At 56.8% G+C, this 17,705-nt stretch carries 17 protein-coding genes; 9 read left to right on the top strand and 8 right to left on the bottom strand.

What is annotated here, in order from left to right; all coding sequences use genetic code 11:
• Window positions 1–363 precede the first annotated feature (363 nt).
• From DSL70_RS13485 to DSL70_RS13500, 4 genes are all read left to right on the top strand, one after another.
• Window positions 364–1,374 (top strand): carbohydrate ABC transporter permease, encoded by a 1,011-nt coding sequence (locus DSL70_RS13485; protein ID WP_119308478.1) that lies wholly within the window; start codon window positions 364–366, stop codon window positions 1,372–1,374.
• Window positions 1,375–1,376: 2 nt separating this feature from the next.
• On the top strand, window positions 1,377–2,534 hold the full coding sequence (locus DSL70_RS13490) for a carbohydrate ABC transporter permease (RefSeq protein ID WP_119308479.1): 1,158 nt from the start codon (window positions 1,377–1,379) through the stop codon (window positions 2,532–2,534).
• 63 nt (window positions 2,535–2,597) lie between these two features.
• Window positions 2,598–4,241 carry a beta-galactosidase BglA gene (gene bglA / locus DSL70_RS13495; protein WP_119308480.1) on the top strand — a complete coding sequence of 548 codons (1,644 nt, stop codon included), beginning with the start codon at window positions 2,598–2,600 and terminating at the stop codon, window positions 4,239–4,241.
• Window positions 4,242–4,290: 49 nt separating this feature from the next.
• A complete protein-coding gene (locus DSL70_RS13500; RefSeq protein WP_119308481.1) occupies window positions 4,291–5,403 on the top strand; it encodes an ABC transporter ATP-binding protein in 1,113 nt (370 codons plus the stop codon).
• Window positions 5,404–5,559: 156 nt separating this feature from the next.
• Here the strand turns inward: DSL70_RS13500 and aptA are convergent, their stop codons facing one another.
• Entirely contained in the window at window positions 5,560–6,888 is a 1,329-nt protein-coding gene (gene aptA / locus DSL70_RS13505) for an omega-aminotransferase AptA (protein WP_119308482.1), read from the bottom strand.
• 174 nt (window positions 6,889–7,062) lie between these two features.
• Here aptA and DSL70_RS13510 point away from each other — a divergent pair, with 174 nt between their 5' ends.
• Complete coding sequence (locus DSL70_RS13510; protein WP_119308483.1) at window positions 7,063–7,671, top strand: cupin domain-containing protein; 609 nt, start codon at window positions 7,063–7,065, stop codon at window positions 7,669–7,671.
• Between the two features lie 130 nt (window positions 7,672–7,801).
• Here the strand turns inward: DSL70_RS13510 and DSL70_RS13515 are convergent, their stop codons facing one another.
• Window positions 7,802–8,695: a bile acid:sodium symporter family protein gene (locus DSL70_RS13515; RefSeq protein WP_119308484.1), complete on the bottom strand. Its 894-nt coding sequence runs from the start codon at window positions 8,693–8,695 to the stop codon at window positions 7,802–7,804.
• A 305-nt stretch (window positions 8,696–9,000) separates the two neighbouring features.
• Between DSL70_RS13515 and DSL70_RS13520 the strand changes: the two genes are divergently transcribed.
• Window positions 9,001–9,456 (top strand): copper chaperone PCu(A)C, encoded by a 456-nt coding sequence (locus DSL70_RS13520; protein WP_119308801.1) that lies wholly within the window; start codon window positions 9,001–9,003, stop codon window positions 9,454–9,456.
• Window positions 9,457–9,503: 47 nt separating this feature from the next.
• On the opposite strand, the gene menA is transcribed toward DSL70_RS13520, so the two are convergent.
• Together menA and DSL70_RS13530 are read right to left on the bottom strand one after the other, a co-directional pair.
• On the bottom strand, window positions 9,504–10,451 hold the full coding sequence (menA, locus tag DSL70_RS13525; protein WP_162916694.1) for a 1,4-dihydroxy-2-naphthoate octaprenyltransferase: 948 nt from the start codon (window positions 10,449–10,451) through the stop codon (window positions 9,504–9,506).
• Between the two features lie 256 nt (window positions 10,452–10,707).
• A complete protein-coding gene (locus tag DSL70_RS13530; protein WP_119308486.1) occupies window positions 10,708–11,331 on the bottom strand; it encodes a DUF4202 family protein in 624 nt (207 codons plus the stop codon).
• Window positions 11,332–11,591: 260 nt separating this feature from the next.
• Here DSL70_RS13530 and DSL70_RS13535 point away from each other — a divergent pair, with 260 nt between their 5' ends.
• Window positions 11,592–13,394 (top strand): ATP-binding response regulator, encoded by a 1,803-nt coding sequence (locus tag DSL70_RS13535; RefSeq protein ID WP_162916696.1) that lies wholly within the window; start codon window positions 11,592–11,594, stop codon window positions 13,392–13,394.
• A gap of 40 nt (window positions 13,395–13,434) precedes the next feature.
• Here DSL70_RS13535 and DSL70_RS13540 read toward each other — a convergent pair whose 3' ends face one another.
• From DSL70_RS13540 to phnF, 4 genes are all read right to left on the bottom strand, one after another.
• Window positions 13,435–14,058: a LuxR C-terminal-related transcriptional regulator gene (locus tag DSL70_RS13540; RefSeq protein ID WP_119308488.1), complete on the bottom strand. Its 624-nt coding sequence runs from the start codon at window positions 14,056–14,058 to the stop codon at window positions 13,435–13,437.
• 134 nt (window positions 14,059–14,192) lie between these two features.
• Window positions 14,193–14,531 (bottom strand): hypothetical protein, encoded by a 339-nt coding sequence (locus DSL70_RS13545; RefSeq protein WP_119308489.1) that lies wholly within the window; start codon window positions 14,529–14,531, stop codon window positions 14,193–14,195.
• A 152-nt stretch (window positions 14,532–14,683) separates the two neighbouring features.
• Window positions 14,684–15,148 carry a YbhB/YbcL family Raf kinase inhibitor-like protein gene (locus DSL70_RS13550; RefSeq protein WP_119308490.1) on the bottom strand — a complete coding sequence of 155 codons (465 nt, stop codon included), beginning with the start codon at window positions 15,146–15,148 and terminating at the stop codon, window positions 14,684–14,686.
• A gap of 161 nt (window positions 15,149–15,309) precedes the next feature.
• Window positions 15,310–16,077: a phosphonate metabolism transcriptional regulator PhnF gene (gene phnF / locus DSL70_RS13555; RefSeq protein ID WP_119308802.1), complete on the bottom strand. Its 768-nt coding sequence runs from the start codon at window positions 16,075–16,077 to the stop codon at window positions 15,310–15,312.
• 431 nt (window positions 16,078–16,508) lie between these two features.
• Here phnF and phnG point away from each other — a divergent pair, with 431 nt between their 5' ends.
• Complete coding sequence (phnG, locus tag DSL70_RS13560; RefSeq protein ID WP_119308803.1) at window positions 16,509–17,039, top strand: phosphonate C-P lyase system protein PhnG; 531 nt, start codon at window positions 16,509–16,511, stop codon at window positions 17,037–17,039.
• Window positions 17,039–17,704 carry a phosphonate C-P lyase system protein PhnH gene (gene phnH / locus DSL70_RS13565; RefSeq protein ID WP_119308491.1) on the top strand — a complete coding sequence of 222 codons (666 nt, stop codon included), beginning with the start codon at window positions 17,039–17,041 and terminating at the stop codon, window positions 17,702–17,704. The genes phnG and phnH overlap by 1 nt, the downstream gene beginning before the upstream one ends.
• The last annotated feature ends 1 nt before the right edge of the window (window position 17,705 follow it).

A 17,705-nucleotide genomic window follows, 5' to 3' on the forward strand; every position in this document is an offset into this window, starting at 1 on the left:
GCTTCAAGTTGGCGAATGAATGATGGCGATGACAATCGCAAGTTAAATGCTTCGATCTGACTAGGCGGACCGTCAAGGCAAATAGGCCGAAAGCCCCGCATGTGCTGCTCGCATATGCAGGTGGAAATGATGGAACCTTCGGGGGAACCAGCGTGTTTCGCGGCAAGCGTGCCTTCTCTTGTCTGCCATCCTGACGATACGGCGCAGCTCTGTTCCTGCTGGACGGGACTGTGGCGGGATCGAAGCTGATCGAAGAACTCAAACCAAAGAACCTGAGAATGGCATCTCCCACATCGACGCGCCCAATATGCTGCGCGTCAACCTCTGCCACTCTTCGGACAATAAAAGGTGGAGCGTGACTAAATGGAGCAACTAGCATCGGCATTAGGGACTGTCGTTGTCGGCGTCCTTGCTTGCGTGGCTTATTTCTATGGCTCAAACTGGCTCCTGGATCGTGTTTTTCCAGCCAATGCGGCCACGCCTGAGGGCGGTATCCGAAACCTCCGCATGGCGCATGCCGTGCGCCCGTGGCTGTTTCTCGGGCCCGCCCTTCTGGCTCTTGGGTTATACCTCGTTTATCCGGCGATCGATTCCATTCGCCTGTCCTTGTACAACAGCGACAGTACCCAGTTTGTCGGCCTCGACAACTATGTCTGGCTCTGGTTCGACGCAGGCTTCCGTCAGTCCATGTTCAACAACATGCTCTGGCTTATCTTCGTGCCTGCCATGTCGACCTTCTTCGGGCTGGTGATTGCCGCTCTGACCGATCGCATCTGGTGGGGCAATATCGCCAAGTCTCTGATCTTCATGCCAATGGCAATCTCCTTCATCGGAGCGTCGATCATCTGGAAATTCGTCTACGAATATCGTGGTGAGGGCTCGGCCCAGATCGGTATTGTCAACGCCATCGTGGAAGCGCTCGGCGGTGACCCTCAGGCATGGATCACCATTCCCTTCTGGAACAACTTCTTCCTGATGATCATCCTGGTCTGGATTCAGACCGGCTTTGCCATGGTCATCCTGTCGGCAGCCTTGAGAGGCATTCCCGAAGAAACCATTGAGGCTGCGACCATTGACGGCGCCAACGGCGTGCAGATCTTCTTCTTCATCATGGTGCCGCAGATCTGGAAAACCATCGCGGTCGTCTGGACTACGATCACCATCACCGTGCTCAAGGTCTTCGACATCGTGTTTGCCATGACCAACGGGCAGTGGGATACGCAGGTGCTTGCGAACTATATGTATGACTGGATGTTCCGCGGTGGCGGTGACTTCGGACGTGGTGCCACCATTGCGGTTGTCATCATGTTGCTCGTTGTTCCGATCATGATCTGGAATATTCGCTCAGCCACAGCAGATACCAAAGGGCACTGAAAATGATCTCTGGATCCAATACAAAATCGCCCTTGCTATGGGTTGTTCATCTCTCGGTCTTCCTGTTGGTCCTGTTGTGGACCTTGCCGACGATCGGCCTTTTTGTCTCGTCTCTGAGAGACAAGGACCAACTGGCGGTTTCCGGCTGGTGGACAGCGCTCCTTTCCTCGGAGCAGAATGAAATCGGCCGCGCTCATGGCCCGGATGCCCAGGTGCTCAAGGATGGCCTATATGTCATTTCCGGCAATATCCTTCAGGAAGAGGGCAAGAAGGGGACCCTCATTGCCTTTGGCTGGCGCGCTCAGGAACCGGCAGCCTTTAAGGCCGGAGAAACCGCCGATCTGGGCAAGGATGGCAAGATGACCGTCAACAGTGACGGCAGCTATGAAATTTCCCAGCCAACCGAATGGACGGGTAGTCGCGGCAAGCGCATCTTCTTCACGATCGAGACACCGCCGATCTTTACGCTCGACAACTATCGCGAGGTGTTGACGGCAGAAGGCATCGGTCAGTCCTTTGTCAACTCGCTGACGGTGACCATCCCCTCAACGATCATCCCGATCCTCATTGCTGCCTTTGCAGCCTACGCCCTTGCCTGGATGCATTTTCCGGGGCGGGCGGTGCTGATTGCCGTGGTCGTCGGGCTGCTGGTTGTTCCATTGCAGATGTCGCTTATTCCGCTGCTGCGGCTCTACAACGGCGTCGGGTCTTTCTTCGGAGTTCCCGCCAAGACCTATCTGGGGATCTGGCTGGCACACACCGGGTTCGGTCTGCCGCTGGCGATCTATCTTCTGCGCAACTATATCGCGGAACTGCCTCGTGAAATCATCGAGTCCGCCCGTGTTGACGGCGCGAGCCACTTCGACATTTTCGTCAAGATCATCCTGCCGCTGTCCTTCCCGGCGCTGGCGTCCTTCGCCATCTTCCAGTTCCTCTGGGTCTGGAACGATTTGCTGGTTGCCATGGTTTTCCTTGGCAATACCGAGGATCAGCTCGTGCTGACAGGCCGGTTGCGGGAAATGCTGGGATCGCGGGGTGGCAACTGGGAAATTCTCACCGCCTCCGCATTCATCACGATTATCGTGCCACTGGGCGTGTTCTTCACGCTGCAACGCTATCTGGTGCGCGGCCTGCTGGCCGGTTCGGTCAAGGGTGGTTAAGCCCGGTCAACAGCACGGGCTAAACCAGACAGTGACATACAAAGCAATTGAACTGGAAATAAAATGTTAGGCAAAGAAATTGACAAGGACTGGTGGCGTGGTGGCGTGATCTATCAGATCTATCCCCGGTCCTATCAGGATACCAATGGCGACGGCGTTGGCGATCTCAACGGGATCACCAGCCGCCTGCCATACATCGCCTCGCTGGGCGTTGATGCGATCTGGATCTCGCCATTCTTCAAATCACCCATGCTGGACTTCGGCTATGACGTCTCTGACTATTGCGATGTCGACCCGATGTTCGGCTCGCTGGCTGATTTCGACAAGTTGATCTCCGCAGCTCACTATCTCGGCCTCAAGGTCATGATCGACCTTGTGTTGTCGCATACGTCAGATCAGCATCCGTGGTTCGTTGAAAGCCGCAAGGACCAGAGCAACCACAAGTCCGACTGGTATGTCTGGGCAGACGCCAAGCCGGATGGGACGGTGCCGAACAACTGGCTTTCCATCTTCGGTGGGTCGTCCTGGCAATGGGATAGCCGGCGCAAGCAGTATTATCTGCATAACTTCCTGAAATCGCAGCCGGACCTCAACTTCCACAACCCGGATGTGCAGGACGCGCTGCTCGATGTGACCCGCTTCTGGCTTGACCGTGGGGTGGACGGCTTCCGTCTGGATACCATCAACTTCTATTTCCATAGCCAGAGCCTTCGGGACAATCCGGCCCTGCCACCGGAAATGCAGAGCTATAACACGGCGCCCAGCGTCAACCCCTACACCTATCAGTCCCACCTCTATGACAAGAGCCAGCCGGAAAACCTTGCGTTCCTCAAGCGCTTCCGGGCGCTGCTGGATGAATATCCTGCCGCTGCGGCTGTGGGTGAAGTGGGGGACGACGAGAAGGGGCTCAAGATCCTTGCCGACTATACTTCCGGCGGGGACAAGATGCACATGTGCTATGCCTTCGACTTCCTCGGCCCCATCGAGCCAACCCCTCAGAGGGTCTACAAGGCCTTTACGGACCTGCAGAACGAAGCGCCGGACGCATGGGCTTGCTGGGCCTTTTCTAACCATGACGTGGTTCGCTATTGCACCCGCTGGCCGGTCAAGCCCGATCTGCAGGATACTGTGAACCGCCAGCGCATTGCCCTGCTGCTGTCGCTGCGCGGTTCCGTTTGCCTCTATCAGGGCGAGGAACTGGGCCTTCAGGAGGCGGATGTTCCGTTTGAAGAGTTGCAGGATCCCTATGGCAAGGAATTCTGGCCGGATTACAAGGGCCGCGATGGCTGCCGCACGCCGATGGTTTGGGAGCAAGAGCATGCCAACTCCGGATTTTCCGTAGCAAAGCCATGGCTGCCGATTCCCGAAGACCACGCCATGACAACGGTCGATATCGAAGAGCAGAATTCTACATCGCTGCTCAACCATTATCGCGCCATGCTTGCTTTCAGGAAGCGCCATCCGGCGCTGGCCAAGGGAGCCATCCATTTCGTGACCAGCGATGAGCCGGGCGATGTTCTGGTATTCATCCGCGAGACGGAAGAAGAACGCGTGTTGTGCGTCTTCAACCACGTTGGCGAAGACAGGGAAATTCCGTTCGAATTCGAGAATGTGGAACAGCTCTACGATGCCGGTTTCGACAGCACCCTGAAAGACAGCGTCCTTCATCTGCCCGCCTATGGCGCATATTTCGGGATCATGAAGTGATGACAAGCGTGTACACCAGAGCAAGCAACAAATTTTTCGGGAGGACAGGATGGCAAGCCTGAAGCTCACCAATATTGAAAAGGCCTATGGCGCTACCAAGGTCCTCAAGAACATCAACCTCGAAATCGAGCAGGGTGAATTCATCGTGTTCGTTGGCCCCTCGGGCTGTGGCAAATCCACCCTTCTGCGCATGATTGCCGGTCTGGAGAGCATCACTGGTGGTGACCTGCAGATCGATGGCCAGCGCATGAACGAAGTGCCGCCGTCCAAACGTGGCATCGCCATGGTGTTCCAGACCTATGCGCTCTATCCGCACATGACGGTCTATGACAACATGGCCTTCGGCATGAAAATCGCCAAGGCTTCCAAGCAGGAGATTCATGAGCGCGTCAACAAGGCTGCCGACATCCTGCAGCTGACGCCTTATCTGGAACGCCTGCCCAAGGCGTTGTCCGGTGGCCAGCGCCAGCGTGTTGCCATCGGTCGCGCCATTGTCCGCAATCCCAAGGTGTTCCTGTTCGATGAACCGCTCTCGAACCTTGACGCCGCCCTGCGTGTTGCAACCCGCATCGAGATTGCCCAGCTCAACGAGAGCATGCCCGACACCACCATGATCTACGTGACACACGATCAGGTGGAGGCCATGACGTTGGCTGACCGCATCGTCGTGCTGTCGACGCGCGGCATCATCGAGCAGTGCGGCTCTCCAATGGAGCTCTACCAGAACCCGAAGAACGTGTTCGTTGCGCGCTTCATCGGCTCTCCAGCCATGAATGTCTATGAATGCAAGGTGATGGAAACAGGGGAGCACACCCGTGTTGCCTTCGAGGAGGGCGGGCATAGCTTCACGGTGAATGTACCGAGCACGCCGGACCAGAAGGGCAAAGTGGCCAAGTTTGGTGTTCGCCCGGAAGATCTGCGCCTTTGTGAAGAGGGCGATGAACCCCTTTACAAATGTGAAGTCCGCATCGTCGAGAAGCTCGGTGAAGTCACCCTGCTGTATCTCGAACCGCCACATTCCGGCGAGGAGCCCCTGATTGCCAAGATCCCGGGCACACACGACTTTGTTCGCGGCGAGACGGTGACTCTGACGGCAGACGACGACAAACGCCATCTGTTTACCAAGGATGACATTTCCTTCCGCTGGATTGGTGAGGAATAGGGTGGCTTTTGAGCCGTCTTGAAAGGTCTGGGGTCTGGCTGTCTGTGCAGTCAGGCCCTTTTTGCTTCACGAGCGACGGAGTTGCATGAACATGAAAAAGGCCAGCGCGGGGGCTGGCCTTTTCACTTCTAAGCATTCGCGTGCGACAGTCGGGCGTCAGTCGATTTCGGCCAACACTGCGGCAACCACGTCGAACAGCTGGTCGATGTGGGCTTTTTCGATGATCAATGGTGGCGACAGGGCGATGATATCGCCGGTGACGCGGATCATAGCACCCTTTTCCCATGCCTTGATCATGGCTTCCATGCCGCGAGCGCCCGGAGCACCTTCACGCGGGGCAAGCTCAATGCCGCCGACAAGGCCAAGGTTGCGAATGTCGATGACATTGCGTGCGCCCTTGAGATTGTGGATGGCGTCTTCCCAGTAGGAGGACATTGCGGCTGCATTCTCGAACAGACCATCTTCCGCATAGGTGTCCAGCGTCGCAAGACCGGCCGCTGCTGCCAGCGGGTGGCCGGAGTAGGTGTAGCCGTGGAACAGCTCGATGGCTGCATCGGCATGATCCATGGCGGACTGGTAGATGGCGTTGGAGACGATGACGGCGCCAGCAGGAACGGTGGCGTTGGTCAGGCCCTTGGCGGTGGTGATGATGTCCGGTATGACCCCGAAGAATTCCGAAGCACTGGCCGTGCCGAGGCGACCGTAGCCGGTGATGACCTCGTCGAAGATCAGCAGAATACCATACTGGGTGCAGATCTCGCGCAGGCGCTGCAAATAGCCCTTCGGCGGCATCAGAACGCCGGTGGAGCCAGCCATCGGTTCCACGATCACTGCGGCGATGGTGGATGGATCATGCAAGGCGATGATATCGAGCAGGGCGTTGGCCTTCTCGATGCCGCCATGTTCCGGGCAACCGCGAGAGAAGGCATTTTTGGCAATGTCGTGGGTATGCGGCAGATGGTCAACGCCGGTTAGCAGCGAGCCGAAATGCATCCGGTTCTTGGAAATGCCGCCAACGGAAATGCCGCCAAAGCCGGTGCCGTGATAGCCACGCTCGCGTCCGATGAGGCGGGTACGGGCGGCATCACCACGGGCGCGATGATAGTGCAGGGCGATCTTCAGGGCCGTGTCGACCGACTCGGAGCCGGAGTTGGTGAAAAAGACATGATCCATGCCTTCAGGGAAGATTTCGGCAACACGAGAAGCAAATTCGAATGCCTTGGGGTGCCCGAACTGGAAGTTCGGCGCATAGTCCATTTCAGCAACCTGCTTCTGCACGGCTTCAACAACGCGCGGTGCGTTGTGGCCAGCGTTCACGCACCACAGACCTGCGGTGCCATCCAGAATATCGCGTCCATCGGCACTCTTGTAGAACATGCCATCCGCTGAGACCACCATGCGTGGATCCTGCTTGAAGCTACGGTTATGGGTGAATGGCATCCAGAAACTGGACAGATCGTTAGGCATTTTGCTTTGGTTGTTCATAAAGACCTCTTGGGAATGCGATTATTTTTATCGCGCAAGTGTGCGGTGCTTGCCCAAAATGAACAAGTCTTTATTTTCGTCCTTGTAACCTATTGAAAATACGTAGGCCGATAGTAAAGTGTTCGATATATTGAACGGGTGAACAGTTTGCGAATGAGGAGGCCTTCGGACACCATGGCAGACACGATATTGCCGCACACGGATTTGCTGCATACCGCAGAAGTCGACCGCGACGTCGGGGCCGATATCGGCGAGAGATTGCGTCAGGTGCGCATGGGCGCAGGCCTGTCTCAAAGGGCTCTTGCCAAGAAGACCGGCGTCGCCAACGCCACCATATCACAGATCGAGAGCGGCCAGTCCAATCCTTCCGTCGGAGCCCTCAAGCGCATACTGGATGGTCTGGACATGGATCTGGCGCGTTTCTTCTCCTTTGAGCTGGCCGCCGAGGGGCGATATTTCTATCGGGCGACGGATCTCAAGGAGATCGGCAAGGGCAAGCTGTCCTTCCGCCTTGTCGGTGCCGACCGGCCCGACAAGGCCATCCAGATGCTGCATGAGAAACTGATGCCGGGCGCAGATACCGGGCGCGTTGCACTCAGCCACAGAGGCGAGGAATGCGGCATCGTCGTTTCCGGCAGCCTTGAGGTGACGGTGGGGGACGAACGTCAGATCCTGCGGCCCGGCGATGCCTGGTATTTCGAGAGCGCCCAGCCGCACAGATTTCGCAATACAGGGGCTGAACCCTGCATTTGCATCAGTGCCTGTTCCCCGCCGACCTTCTGACGGTGCCGGGGAGGGGTAAACAGAAGGCGAGACAGCCAGTCCTATGGTTATAAGGGAAAGCCGTCTCGCCTGATCGGTAGTGCCGGTTTGCGCGGCGCGGGCCATCACGTCCGCCTGCACTGCGAGCGGGCTATTTCTGTTTTACACGCACTTCGCTTTTTTCTTCCGACAGCTTGTTGCCAACCGCGATGAGGATCAGAACGGAGACGTTCATCACCAGCGCGTAGATGGATGACGGCACCATGAAGCGACCATTGCCCAGAAACTGCGCGATCACCAACGCCAGTGCCACATTCTGCAAACCGCATTCAATGGCAATGGTGACAGCCTGCTTGGCGCTGAGGCGGAACAGGCGGCTGAACAGCATGGCCGATCCGATGGCGAGAATGTTGAGCAGGATGACGGCAGGTCCAACGGTGGACCAATGCGACATGATGCTGCTCCATTCGCTATAGAAGGAGTTGACCACGATGGCGGCAAAGATGGCCGAGGCAATGAACTTGGCTGGCTTTTCGATGCGGCTCGCAAAATTGGGCAGGAACCGACAGACCAGCATGCCAATGGCCAGTGGCAGCGCGGAAATCGCCAGAACCTTGATGGCGGTTTCGCCAAACGGCAGGGAATGCAGCGCTTCGGTGCTTGGCCCTTCAAGGCCTGATCCACGGAAAATGAGGAAGGCGATGGAGAGGACCGTAGGAATGGTGATGAAGGCGACGAGGTTGGTCAGGATGGTCAGCGAAATGGAAAGCGCTGTCTTGCCGCGCGCCAGAACCGTCAGCAGATTGGAAGAAATGCCGCCCGGTGCCGAGGCCAGAATGATCAGGCCAATGGCGTAAACCGTATCAAGACCGGTAACCAGCGCAACGACGAGGGCGATGACCGGCAGGAAAACCAGCTGGGCAAGCAGGCCAGCAGCAACCGCATTGAGCTGATGAGGCAGGGCCTTGAAGTCGGACAACCGGACAGACAATCCGACCGTCATCATGATGAGAGCGAGGCCGATGGGAATAAGGGGTGTATTCACGAGTTGACCTTTTTGTGATTTCGAGAGAGTTGCAGTCTCGTGTCGGGGACGATCATACTCGCCAGACAAAAGCCGGGAGAGTCGTGGCCGGTCTATTGGATACGTCTTTGGGCTTAAATACAATGACCTAAGTCATCGCACGTATTTTGATAGTCTAATCAACAAAGCTGCATTAATAAAGTGGTCAGCCGTGACAAAAGTTTGCTTTTAATGGCCAGTGTTGAGCATGAAACGCTCCAATTTGTATGCATGAGGAGCACATGGCTGATCCGGATTTGAACAACAAGAACAGGAAAAGAGCAGGTATGAAAAGACTGATCATCGGTTCGATTGTATTGGGGATGTCGTGCCTTTCTGCCGCAGCGACCGAATGGAAAATAGGAGACATAACGGTTTCAGCTCCATTTGCCCGTGCGACAGCAGGCATGGCACGGGCCGGTGGCAGTTTCATGCAGATCAACAATGGTGGCGAGGCGGACCGTCTGTTATCGGCCCATGCGGATGTCGGCGAAGTTACCGAACTGCATACCCACATCAAGGACGGCGACATCATGCGGATGCGCCCCGTGGACGGCATCGATATTCCGGCCCACACCGGGGTCGCACTTAAACCGGGCAGCTATCATGTGATGCTGATGAAGCTCAAGGCACCGCTCAAGGAGGGAGATAGTTTTCCGCTTGCGTTGACCTTCGAGAAGGCTGGAACTGTCACGATCGAGGTGCCGGTCGCTGACGTCGGTGCCAGCATGGCACCTGAGTGAAGCGCTCTGCGCCGTCTTGACAAGGCAGGCGAGGGCCAGCAGGCCTGTCAGCTGGCAAGCATGATGAGAACGAAGGCAGCAAGCCATTGCAGCTGAAAAATCGAGGTGCCAAGCAGGCACCTGTTTTGCAGTGGTGCCGTGTCCGCCAGGAAGAATCTTCTGATTGGCATGGCTAGGGAATAGATCATCAGAAGGCCAGCCACGACAAGGCTGACAAAGCTCAGGGTGCCCGGATGGATCAGGCTGTTGAGATGAACCAGTCCGGCGCAACACAGGAGCAGCAGGATCGCATAGAGGCGTTTGGCTGCCTTGGGGCCGATCTGGATGACGAGTGTGCGCCGTCCGCCCTGTTCATCTCCAATCCGGTCCCTGTAATTGTTGACCACCAGCACGGCGGCAGCTGGCAAGCCGATGTAGAACCCGGCCCAGAAGGCGATCTCTGTCCATGCGCCCGTCAGCAGGTAGGCGCTGCCCATCACCGCCATGATGCCGAAAAAGCAGATGACGAAGACTTCACCGAAGGGCGAGCCGGAAATCGGGTAGGGGCCTGATGAATAGCCAAACGCGCATAGAATGCCGACGATGCCGATCAGCAGGATCGGCCAGCCCCCGATGAACACCAGATAGAGACCACAAAGGGCCGCAAGGAGAAGGAACAGGAACGCAGCCAGTCGCACCTGCCAAGGCTTCAATAGCCCCATGCTGGTAACCCGTGGTGGCCCCAGACGCTCGCTGGCCTTGTCGAGCCCCGTGGACGCGTCGGTCGCATCGTTCCAGAGGTTGGTCGCGATCTGGATGCTGACAGAAGACAGGATGATGATGGGAAAGACGATCCAGTCCACAGGATGGCTGCCGCCAAAGACGATCAGTCCGGCAAGCAGAACCGGGCTAAGCGATAACAGAAGCGTCTTGGGACGCATCGCCATCAACCAAACCGACGACCAGTTATAGTCATTTTGTGGGCGGGCAGCCATATTCACATCAGTTCCAGACAAAAAGGGGTCCTCTCTCGGCTCCAGACTTGGGGCAGTGCAAAGCTTTCACGCAGTGTTGCTACACTACTTTTGGTCTAAATAAAATTCCTGAATGAAAAAACTGGCGGGGAAACGGCGGTCAGTATCGAAAAAGTGAATAAAGGCGGAAAATGATCAACCTGTACTCGTATCGAGGGCTTTTAGCCCGTTTATGCTGAAGCGTCGTGGCTGAAGGCGTAAAGGCATCGGGCTGGCATCGGCACAGTTATTCACGCCGTCAGTCGAGATAATAGACCGATCGCTTTTGCGGGCTGAGGGCCTTGCGGGTGGACTGGATGGAACCGGTGATGATCGGATCGTCTGTCTCCTGCCATGCAAAGCTGAGAGCTTCGTCACTCATCCGAGACAGGGCCTTGCCGAGAAGCTGTTGCAGATTCGCCTTGTCATACTTTGCGATGGCCTGTTTGGCGTAGAACAACACGAAGACCAGACCATTGAGGTCTTCAAGCAACTGCAGATGCCCCTCCGACGCATTCTCAGAGCCCTGAAGCAGATCGCGCACCGTGATGCAGTCCTCGTCGTTATAGCCGTTGGCAGCCATGATCCTGGCCAGCTTGTCGGCGCTGTGGGCTCGTTGCTGCTCTTCCGTCGGGGCAGGACCTGACGGCGTATCCGCGCTTGCCAGTGCATCATCAAACAGCCAGCTTTCCAGATATTGTCCGCGAGCAGCAATCTTGACGCAGTCATCTGCCATCGGGGCGAACCGGTCGCAGACAAGACTCATCCGCATGCCATATATCAGATCTGACGGCACGGCCGCAGCCCCATCGGTCGCGGTCATGCGCGGGTCTTGTGCATTGATCTGATCAATGATTTCCAGAACTTCATCAAGCTTGGACATGCAACGCTCCCGCTGTCGGGTTTCCCGCCATCGACATCCCTTGCCGAAGACCGCCCCAATAGAGACATGATCCACACTAGCGATAAAACGAAGAAGTGGCAAATAATGAAATAAAACGTATTTATACTTACGGAGGTAGAAATAAATTCAATTGAAAAAGCGGAAAATTATATGCAAATATGATCTTTCAAAGTGTTCAGGCAATGTATTGCACAGCAGGAACGGACTTAAAGGCAAATCAGTCAATACAAGTGAGTAAAATGTACCTTCTCGATGCCTTCAAAACCCCTCTTCCTGCGAATACTGTTCATGAACACGTCAATGTCTTCCTGAAAACACCAGACTCCATCTATCTCGGGCACATCGCCAGTGCCAGCGTTCTGATTTTCATCGCCAGCAGCAATGCCAATGTCTACACATGGTTTCTGGTGATCTGGGGTGTGTTGGAGATCATATTCTATCCGTTCCTGATGGAAGTCTGGCGGCGCAGCTATACCCAGATATCCGAGGAGAAGCGACGACCCTATCTCTGGATCCGGCTGATGGACTATCTGAGCTGTCTGGTCGGGGTCAGTTGGGGCGTGATGACCTACGTCAGCCTCAATCCGGGCAATGTCGCCCACTTCGCCATTCAGATGTCGATAGCGGCTGGCGCCACGGCTGCGGCCGTGCGGTCGCTGGCGGTGTTTCCGCGTTCGTTTGTCCTTTATGCCGTGCCGTATCTGGGCTTGCTGGCCCTGCGCCTTTTCATGTTGGGCGATGAGTTCATCCTGCTGGGTGGGCTGGTGCTCATTTTCCTGTCGATGATGATGCGCTTTGGCCATGATGTGCTGGAATCCGTCGCGCAATATATCGAAATCAGCAATGAGAATCTCGATCTTGCCCAGCGATACCGGGAAGCGGCAGAAGCGGCCCGTCATGCCAACCGCGAGAAGACCCGGCTGCTGGCTGCAGCCAGTCATGATTTGCGCCAGCCCCTGCATGCGATCGGGCTGCATATCGAAACGCTGCCATTCAGCAAGCTGGACGGCAAAAGCCGCGAGACGCTGAACCGCATCCGCAATTCTCTCCAGACTCTGTCAAAGCTGTTCAATTCCCTGCTTGATGTGAGCCTGCTCGACAGCGGCAAGGTTCAGGTTCGCCCGACCGCTTTCAACCTTGAGGACATGCTCAACCATGTGCTTGACGATTATGAGCCGCTGGCCGAAATCGCCCATGTCACCTTGATGCTCGAAGGGCCAAAGGTGGGGGTGGTCGCCGACCCGATATTGGTGCGGCGCATGGTGCAGAACCTGCTGTCCAATGCCATCCGTCACTCCGGGGGCGGCTTTGCACGGATCATCGTGGAAAAGGTTGGCCCCGATGTCAGCATCACCGTCTGTGATGATGGTCCTGGTATTCCCGTCGAACATCAATCGGTGATCTTTGAGGAGTTCACCCAGATCAAGCAGCGCTCAAACCGCATGATGCCGGAGGTGGGGTGTTCGGATCACGTGGAAAGGGGGCTTGGGCTTGGTCTGGCCATCGTCCGCCGTCTTGCCGATTTGCAGACGCTGTCGATCGGTCTTGATACAAGCCCCGCAGGCACCTGCATCAAAATCGGCGGTCTGGTCAGTGCGCCCTTGTCGGAAACCGTTGAAAAGACGACCAGTCCATCTGAACGGATCGGTGCGCTCTTCCATCAGAAGATGGTGCTTGTTGTCGATGACGACGAGGAGACCCGTCAGGCGACGGTCAACCTGCTTCAGACATGGGGCTGCCGGGTTCGCGCAGCCGAGAGCCTTGAGCAAATGCGACTCATCGAAGGGCCGGTGGACCTCATGATCTCCGACTACACCTTCCCACAAGGCTATACCGGACTTGAAATCGTCAGGGAAGCCAGGGAACGCTACGGTCGGGGCGTGAAGGCTCTGGTTATTTCAGGGGATCTGACATCCGACGTTCAGCAAAGGGTCAAGACAGCCAACCTGCTGCTTGTGCACAAGCCGGTTCAGCCCGTGCAACTGCGTTCGGCAATGCTCGGCCTATTTTCGCTTTCCAGCGATGCACAGGTCATTTCCTGAGCGCACCAATGTAAACGGCAAGGGGGGGGGGGCAGGAGCGTCAGTTCAGCCCATAGGTCGCAGCAATGGCCGAGGCGGCAGCCCGGTTGGAAACACCGAGATTTTTCATTAGTGCTGAAACATGGCTGCGCACCGTGAATGGTGAGAGATCCAGTTCCCTGGCAATCTCCTTGTTGGACAGGCCATGGCGCAGCAGCTTGAGAATCTCGATCTGACGCGGGGTCAGTTCGTCAAGGGCCGGTTTGACCAGTCCCTGCATCTCTGGCGACAAGCATTCGTCGCTCAGACGAACCTCGATGTTGCCCTGCATGACTTTCTCCACCGCTTCGAGCATCTGCTCGGAAGGCACAGACTTGGAGACATAGCCATTGACCCCGAGCGCCATGATATGTTCGACCTCCAGCGGGTCGTTCATCATCGAGACGGCAATGATCGGGCAAAGGGAAAAGGTCTGGCGCAGGCGCTTCAGATCGCGAATATAGTCAAAGCCGGGGAACAGCAGATCGGAAATGATCAGATCCGGCTCCGGCTGCGCCAAAACTTGCGAATTGAGCGTCCCGGCGTCTCCTGCCTCATCAATCGTGGCATCCGGGTACAGCTCCGCGAGCATCTGCTTCATGCCGGATCTGTACAAGGGATGGTCGTCAGCCAGTATGATGCGCATCTGAAATCCTCCCTCGGAACTGATTGAGCCAATATGGACGGCTAAAGGCAAGACGATGGATTAGTGGAGTTAAGTGTCATCCCATGGCCTCAAGCTGTCCATAGCTACATCTGTACAAGCGCAACAGCAGGGTGTCAGTGATCGGACTTCGCGGTGAAGTGGTGATCAAGGCCGGTGTCATACTCAAGCCCTTCACGAGTGAGCTGGATCGGCGGGACATCCTTGTCTGCGACCAGACCCTTGCGTGCCAGAGCAGCCCATACGCCACGGTTGTTGAAGCCGTTCGCATCGGCGCTGTTGACGACATATTCGCCGACATGCAGATGGTCGCCATGGGCGTGGGGCAAGCGCAGAATGGTGATGGTTCCGTCGGCATTCCATGCTTCTTCCGGCTGGGAGCGAGCCAGAATCTGGGTCAGCACCAGCGTCTTCAGCTGCAGGTTATTCAATTTGAGTGGGTTGACGCGTTTCATGAGAGCAATGACCTTTCAAAGAGCCTTGTGACCAGCGAGGCCAGTGGCATAGCTCGCTATCGCAGACGGATGGATTCCTGACAGGAATGGCCGGAATTGTTCCGGCCACATCCGATATTCTTTATCAAAACAACGATCAAGCGTAAATGTGCTTAGCTGTTATTCTTGAAATGTCCCATGATGCTCGCAGAAGCCAGCTGGTTGCGCATGATGTTGAAGCGCACATAGGCACCGGTCATGCCTTCGGGGTTGATTTCCTCAAGGCTGAGAGCATGCAGGGTGAAGATGTAACGGTGAGCAGGATCATCTGACGGTGGATAGGCCCCGGTGTAATTTTCTGTGCCGGCATCATTGAGAGCGCTCTTGGCACTGGCAGGCAGGTTGTCGCTGGAAATCTCACCCGATTCCGATACCGGAATGTTGGTGATGATCATATGCCAGAAGCCCGAGCCGGTCGGAGCGTCCGGGTCGTAGCAGGTCAGGGCAAGGCTCTTTGTACCCGCAGGAACATCGCTCCACTGCAACAGGGGAGAGCGGTCTTCGCCGCCGAGACCCTTTGAAACGCATTTGTTCGGTAGTGGATCGCCATCATTGAAATCAGGGCTGATAAGCTGCATGAAATGGTCTCCTGAAAAGATTTGAGCCGCACGAACCGGACTGGTTGCGGCACGGACAAAGATAAACGTGATCCCGATTATGTAGTGTCGGAGCACCGTGGTACAAGCCGGACTTTCTGGCGAAGGACTTTATCCCGTGGCAAGCAGGGACGGCCCGACGCTCAGTCTTCGGGTTGATGCGGATCCTGTTCAATCTGCAGGCTGACCCTGTCGGCGGAAAACCGGGTTTTTGAATATTGCACCGGCTTGCCATCAAGATCGGCATTGATGGCATAGGTGACCAGCACGATCGAGCCGGGGGCAAGGCGCAGGATTTCGATGTCATCAAGGGTGGCGTGATAGGCTTCCACCAATGTGGATACGCGCACATAGTCATCAAGCCCCGAAGCTGCAAAGGCCTTGGTGACCGAATTGAACCTCAGGAGGTGGGGCAGCATCTCCGGGAAACGTTCATTGTCGAACCAGGCGGTGGCCCGGCTGATTGGTGTGTTGTCACCAAACCCCACAGAACGTACCTGCAACACCGGCGCACCGGGGGAGAGTGCCAGCGCCCTGGCCACATCCTCAGGGGCTGGATTGATGCCATGGGACATGATGCGGGATTCGCCCCTTTGGCCCTGTTCGGCGAGCGTGGCGGAAAAGCGGGTTCGCTTGGAAATCGGATAGGTGAGGCGCTCAGGCTTGATGATGAAGGTGCCACGCCCCTGTTCCGCGCGCAGAATGCCTTCCGAGACGAGCGCCGAAATGGCCGAGCGGACTGTATGCCGGTTGACACCGAACTGTTCGGCCAACTCCATTTCCGGCGGCAATCTGCCACTTTCATCGCCAAGGCCGGAGGAAATCCCCGCCCTGATCGCATCGGCAATCTGTCGCCAGAGGGCGATACCCGTGCGGCGTCCGATGACGCTTCTGATAATGTCCGAGGCCATGGCCAAGCGTTCCTTTGCGCGTTTGGGCCGGTCTTGATGCATCGTTGCCTGATTCGGTGCACGACGGCTATCTTTCTTGTTGCCACTGCCCCTGACTGCCCCTGACTGCCCCTGACTGCCTCTGGCTACCGCTGTCGCCCTCGCGGCCAGGAAAGATGGCATGGCAACCGTCTTGGTGTGAATTGTCTGCCGATGTCATCAGGGCGTCATTATCGCCCGATAAGAACGGCGCAAGTACGGTTGTCTATATAAATAGACAAATATTCATGCAACACTCTTTGTCAAGGCCGGGCAGGGGGCAGCGAAAAGCGGGTAGCCAAGACCCTGTCACTGGCCCTGTCATTGGCTCTGTCACGGGGAAGACAAGTCTTGCCCTTAGGCTTGGGCCTGATGAGACACACCGGATTGGGATGCAAACTGGAATGGTGAACATGCAAGACCAACACACAATAGCGGCGGATACTGCGCCGGGTATCGGGGCTGACGAGCTGTTCGGGCAAAGTCCGGATGGCCTCACAAGTGATCAACAGGCGCGGCAACAGCGCATGTCAATTCTGGCCAACGCGCCTGCCGCTGAGCTGATCCGCCTTTGGAAGACCATGAAACTGGATCCTGGCTGCGAATTGCTGCGCGGACCGGAAACCGGACTGGTCGCCCTGCGTGGACGTATCGGCGGCGGCGGTGCACCGTTCAACTTCGGCGAGGCAACCGTGACCCGCGCCACGGTGCGGATGGAAGACGGTGCCATTGGCCATGCGGTCATGCTCGGACGAAACCATGGCAAGGCCAAACTTGCCGCGGTGATTGATGCTTTGGCAACCGATCCGGCCATGGAGGCTTCCATCGAGCAGGCCATTCTGGTGCCGCTGAAGGCATTGGTGGCAGAGCGGGACAAGACGCGCGCTGCCGAGACTCAGGCAACTCGTGTCAACTTCTTCACCATGGTCAGGGGGGACGATTGATGACCCGGACAAGTTTCAACAAGACATCGCTGGAAACCAGCCTTGAGGCGATGCAGGGCGGACTGGGAGAACCTGTCTACCAGTCCCAACGCATTTTCCGCAGCCTCATGGACGCCATGGCTCGCCCCGGAACCATCAAGCCTGTTGCAACGGACGCCCGCTCGCCGTTGCCCATGTTGCCACTGACGGCCGCCGTTCTGGCGACCATGGCCGATGCCGACACGCCGGTCTGGCTGGACGGAACCATGAAGGACATTGGCGCTCTCAACGACTGGCTGACCTTCCATGTCGGAGCGCCCCTTGTTGATGAACCGGACGCTGCCACCTTTGCCGTGCTTTCCGGTAAGCGGGACATGCCAGCGCTGGAGAGCTTTGCCAAGGGGGGGCAGGACTACCCGGACCGCTCGGCAACACTGCTCATTCAGGTTGAGCGCCTTGAGAACAAACCGGACTGGAGCCTTTCGGGGCCGGGCATCAAGGACACGCAATCGCTGGCGGTCTCGCCGCTTTCTCCTTTGTTTGTTGCCCAGTGGCAGGAGAACCACAAACTGTTCCCGCGGGGTGTTGATGTGGTTTTCGTCGCCCCGGACACCATCGCCTGTCTGCCCCGCACCACGGCGATAACGCTTGGACACCCGGCATCGTCTGACAAGCAGGATCACTGAG

It is taken from the genome of Cohaesibacter haloalkalitolerans, from assembly GCF_003574655.1.
In the GTDB taxonomy this organism is placed as follows: domain Bacteria; phylum Pseudomonadota; class Alphaproteobacteria; order Rhizobiales; family Cohaesibacteraceae; genus Cohaesibacter; species Cohaesibacter haloalkalitolerans.

What these genes read in the sequence shown, in the direction of transcription:
- DSL70_RS13485 (WP_119308478.1), top strand. Translation starts at nt 364, where the DNA reads ATGGAGCAACTAGCATCGGCATTAGGGACTGTCGTTGTCGGCGTCCTT.
- DSL70_RS13490 (WP_119308479.1), top strand. Translation starts at nt 1,377, where the DNA reads ATGATCTCTGGATCCAATACAAAATCGCCCTTGCTATGGGTTGTTCAT.
- bglA (WP_119308480.1), top strand. Translation starts at nt 2,598, where the DNA reads ATGTTAGGCAAAGAAATTGACAAGGACTGGTGGCGTGGTGGCGTGATC.
- DSL70_RS13500 (WP_119308481.1), top strand. Translation starts at nt 4,291, where the DNA reads ATGGCAAGCCTGAAGCTCACCAATATTGAAAAGGCCTATGGCGCTACC.
- aptA (WP_119308482.1), bottom strand. Translation starts at nt 6,888, where the DNA reads ATGAACAACCAAAGCAAAATGCCTAACGATCTGTCCAGTTTCTGGATG.
- DSL70_RS13510 (WP_119308483.1), top strand. Translation starts at nt 7,063, where the DNA reads ATGGCAGACACGATATTGCCGCACACGGATTTGCTGCATACCGCAGAA.
- DSL70_RS13520 (WP_119308801.1), top strand. Translation starts at nt 9,001, where the DNA reads ATGAAAAGACTGATCATCGGTTCGATTGTATTGGGGATGTCGTGCCTT.
- DSL70_RS13530 (WP_119308486.1), bottom strand. Translation starts at nt 11,331, where the DNA reads ATGTCCAAGCTTGATGAAGTTCTGGAAATCATTGATCAGATCAATGCA.
- DSL70_RS13535 (WP_162916696.1), top strand. Translation starts at nt 11,592, where the DNA reads ATGTACCTTCTCGATGCCTTCAAAACCCCTCTTCCTGCGAATACTGTT.
- DSL70_RS13540 (WP_119308488.1), bottom strand. Translation starts at nt 14,058, where the DNA reads ATGCGCATCATACTGGCTGACGACCATCCCTTGTACAGATCCGGCATG.
- DSL70_RS13545 (WP_119308489.1), bottom strand. Translation starts at nt 14,531, where the DNA reads ATGAAACGCGTCAACCCACTCAAATTGAATAACCTGCAGCTGAAGACG.
- DSL70_RS13550 (WP_119308490.1), bottom strand. Translation starts at nt 15,148, where the DNA reads ATGCAGCTTATCAGCCCTGATTTCAATGATGGCGATCCACTACCGAAC.
- phnF (WP_119308802.1), bottom strand. Translation starts at nt 16,077, where the DNA reads ATGGCCTCGGACATTATCAGAAGCGTCATCGGACGCCGCACGGGTATC.
- phnG (WP_119308803.1), top strand. Translation starts at nt 16,509, where the DNA reads ATGCAAGACCAACACACAATAGCGGCGGATACTGCGCCGGGTATCGGG.
- phnH (WP_119308491.1), top strand. Translation starts at nt 17,039, where the DNA reads ATGACCCGGACAAGTTTCAACAAGACATCGCTGGAAACCAGCCTTGAG.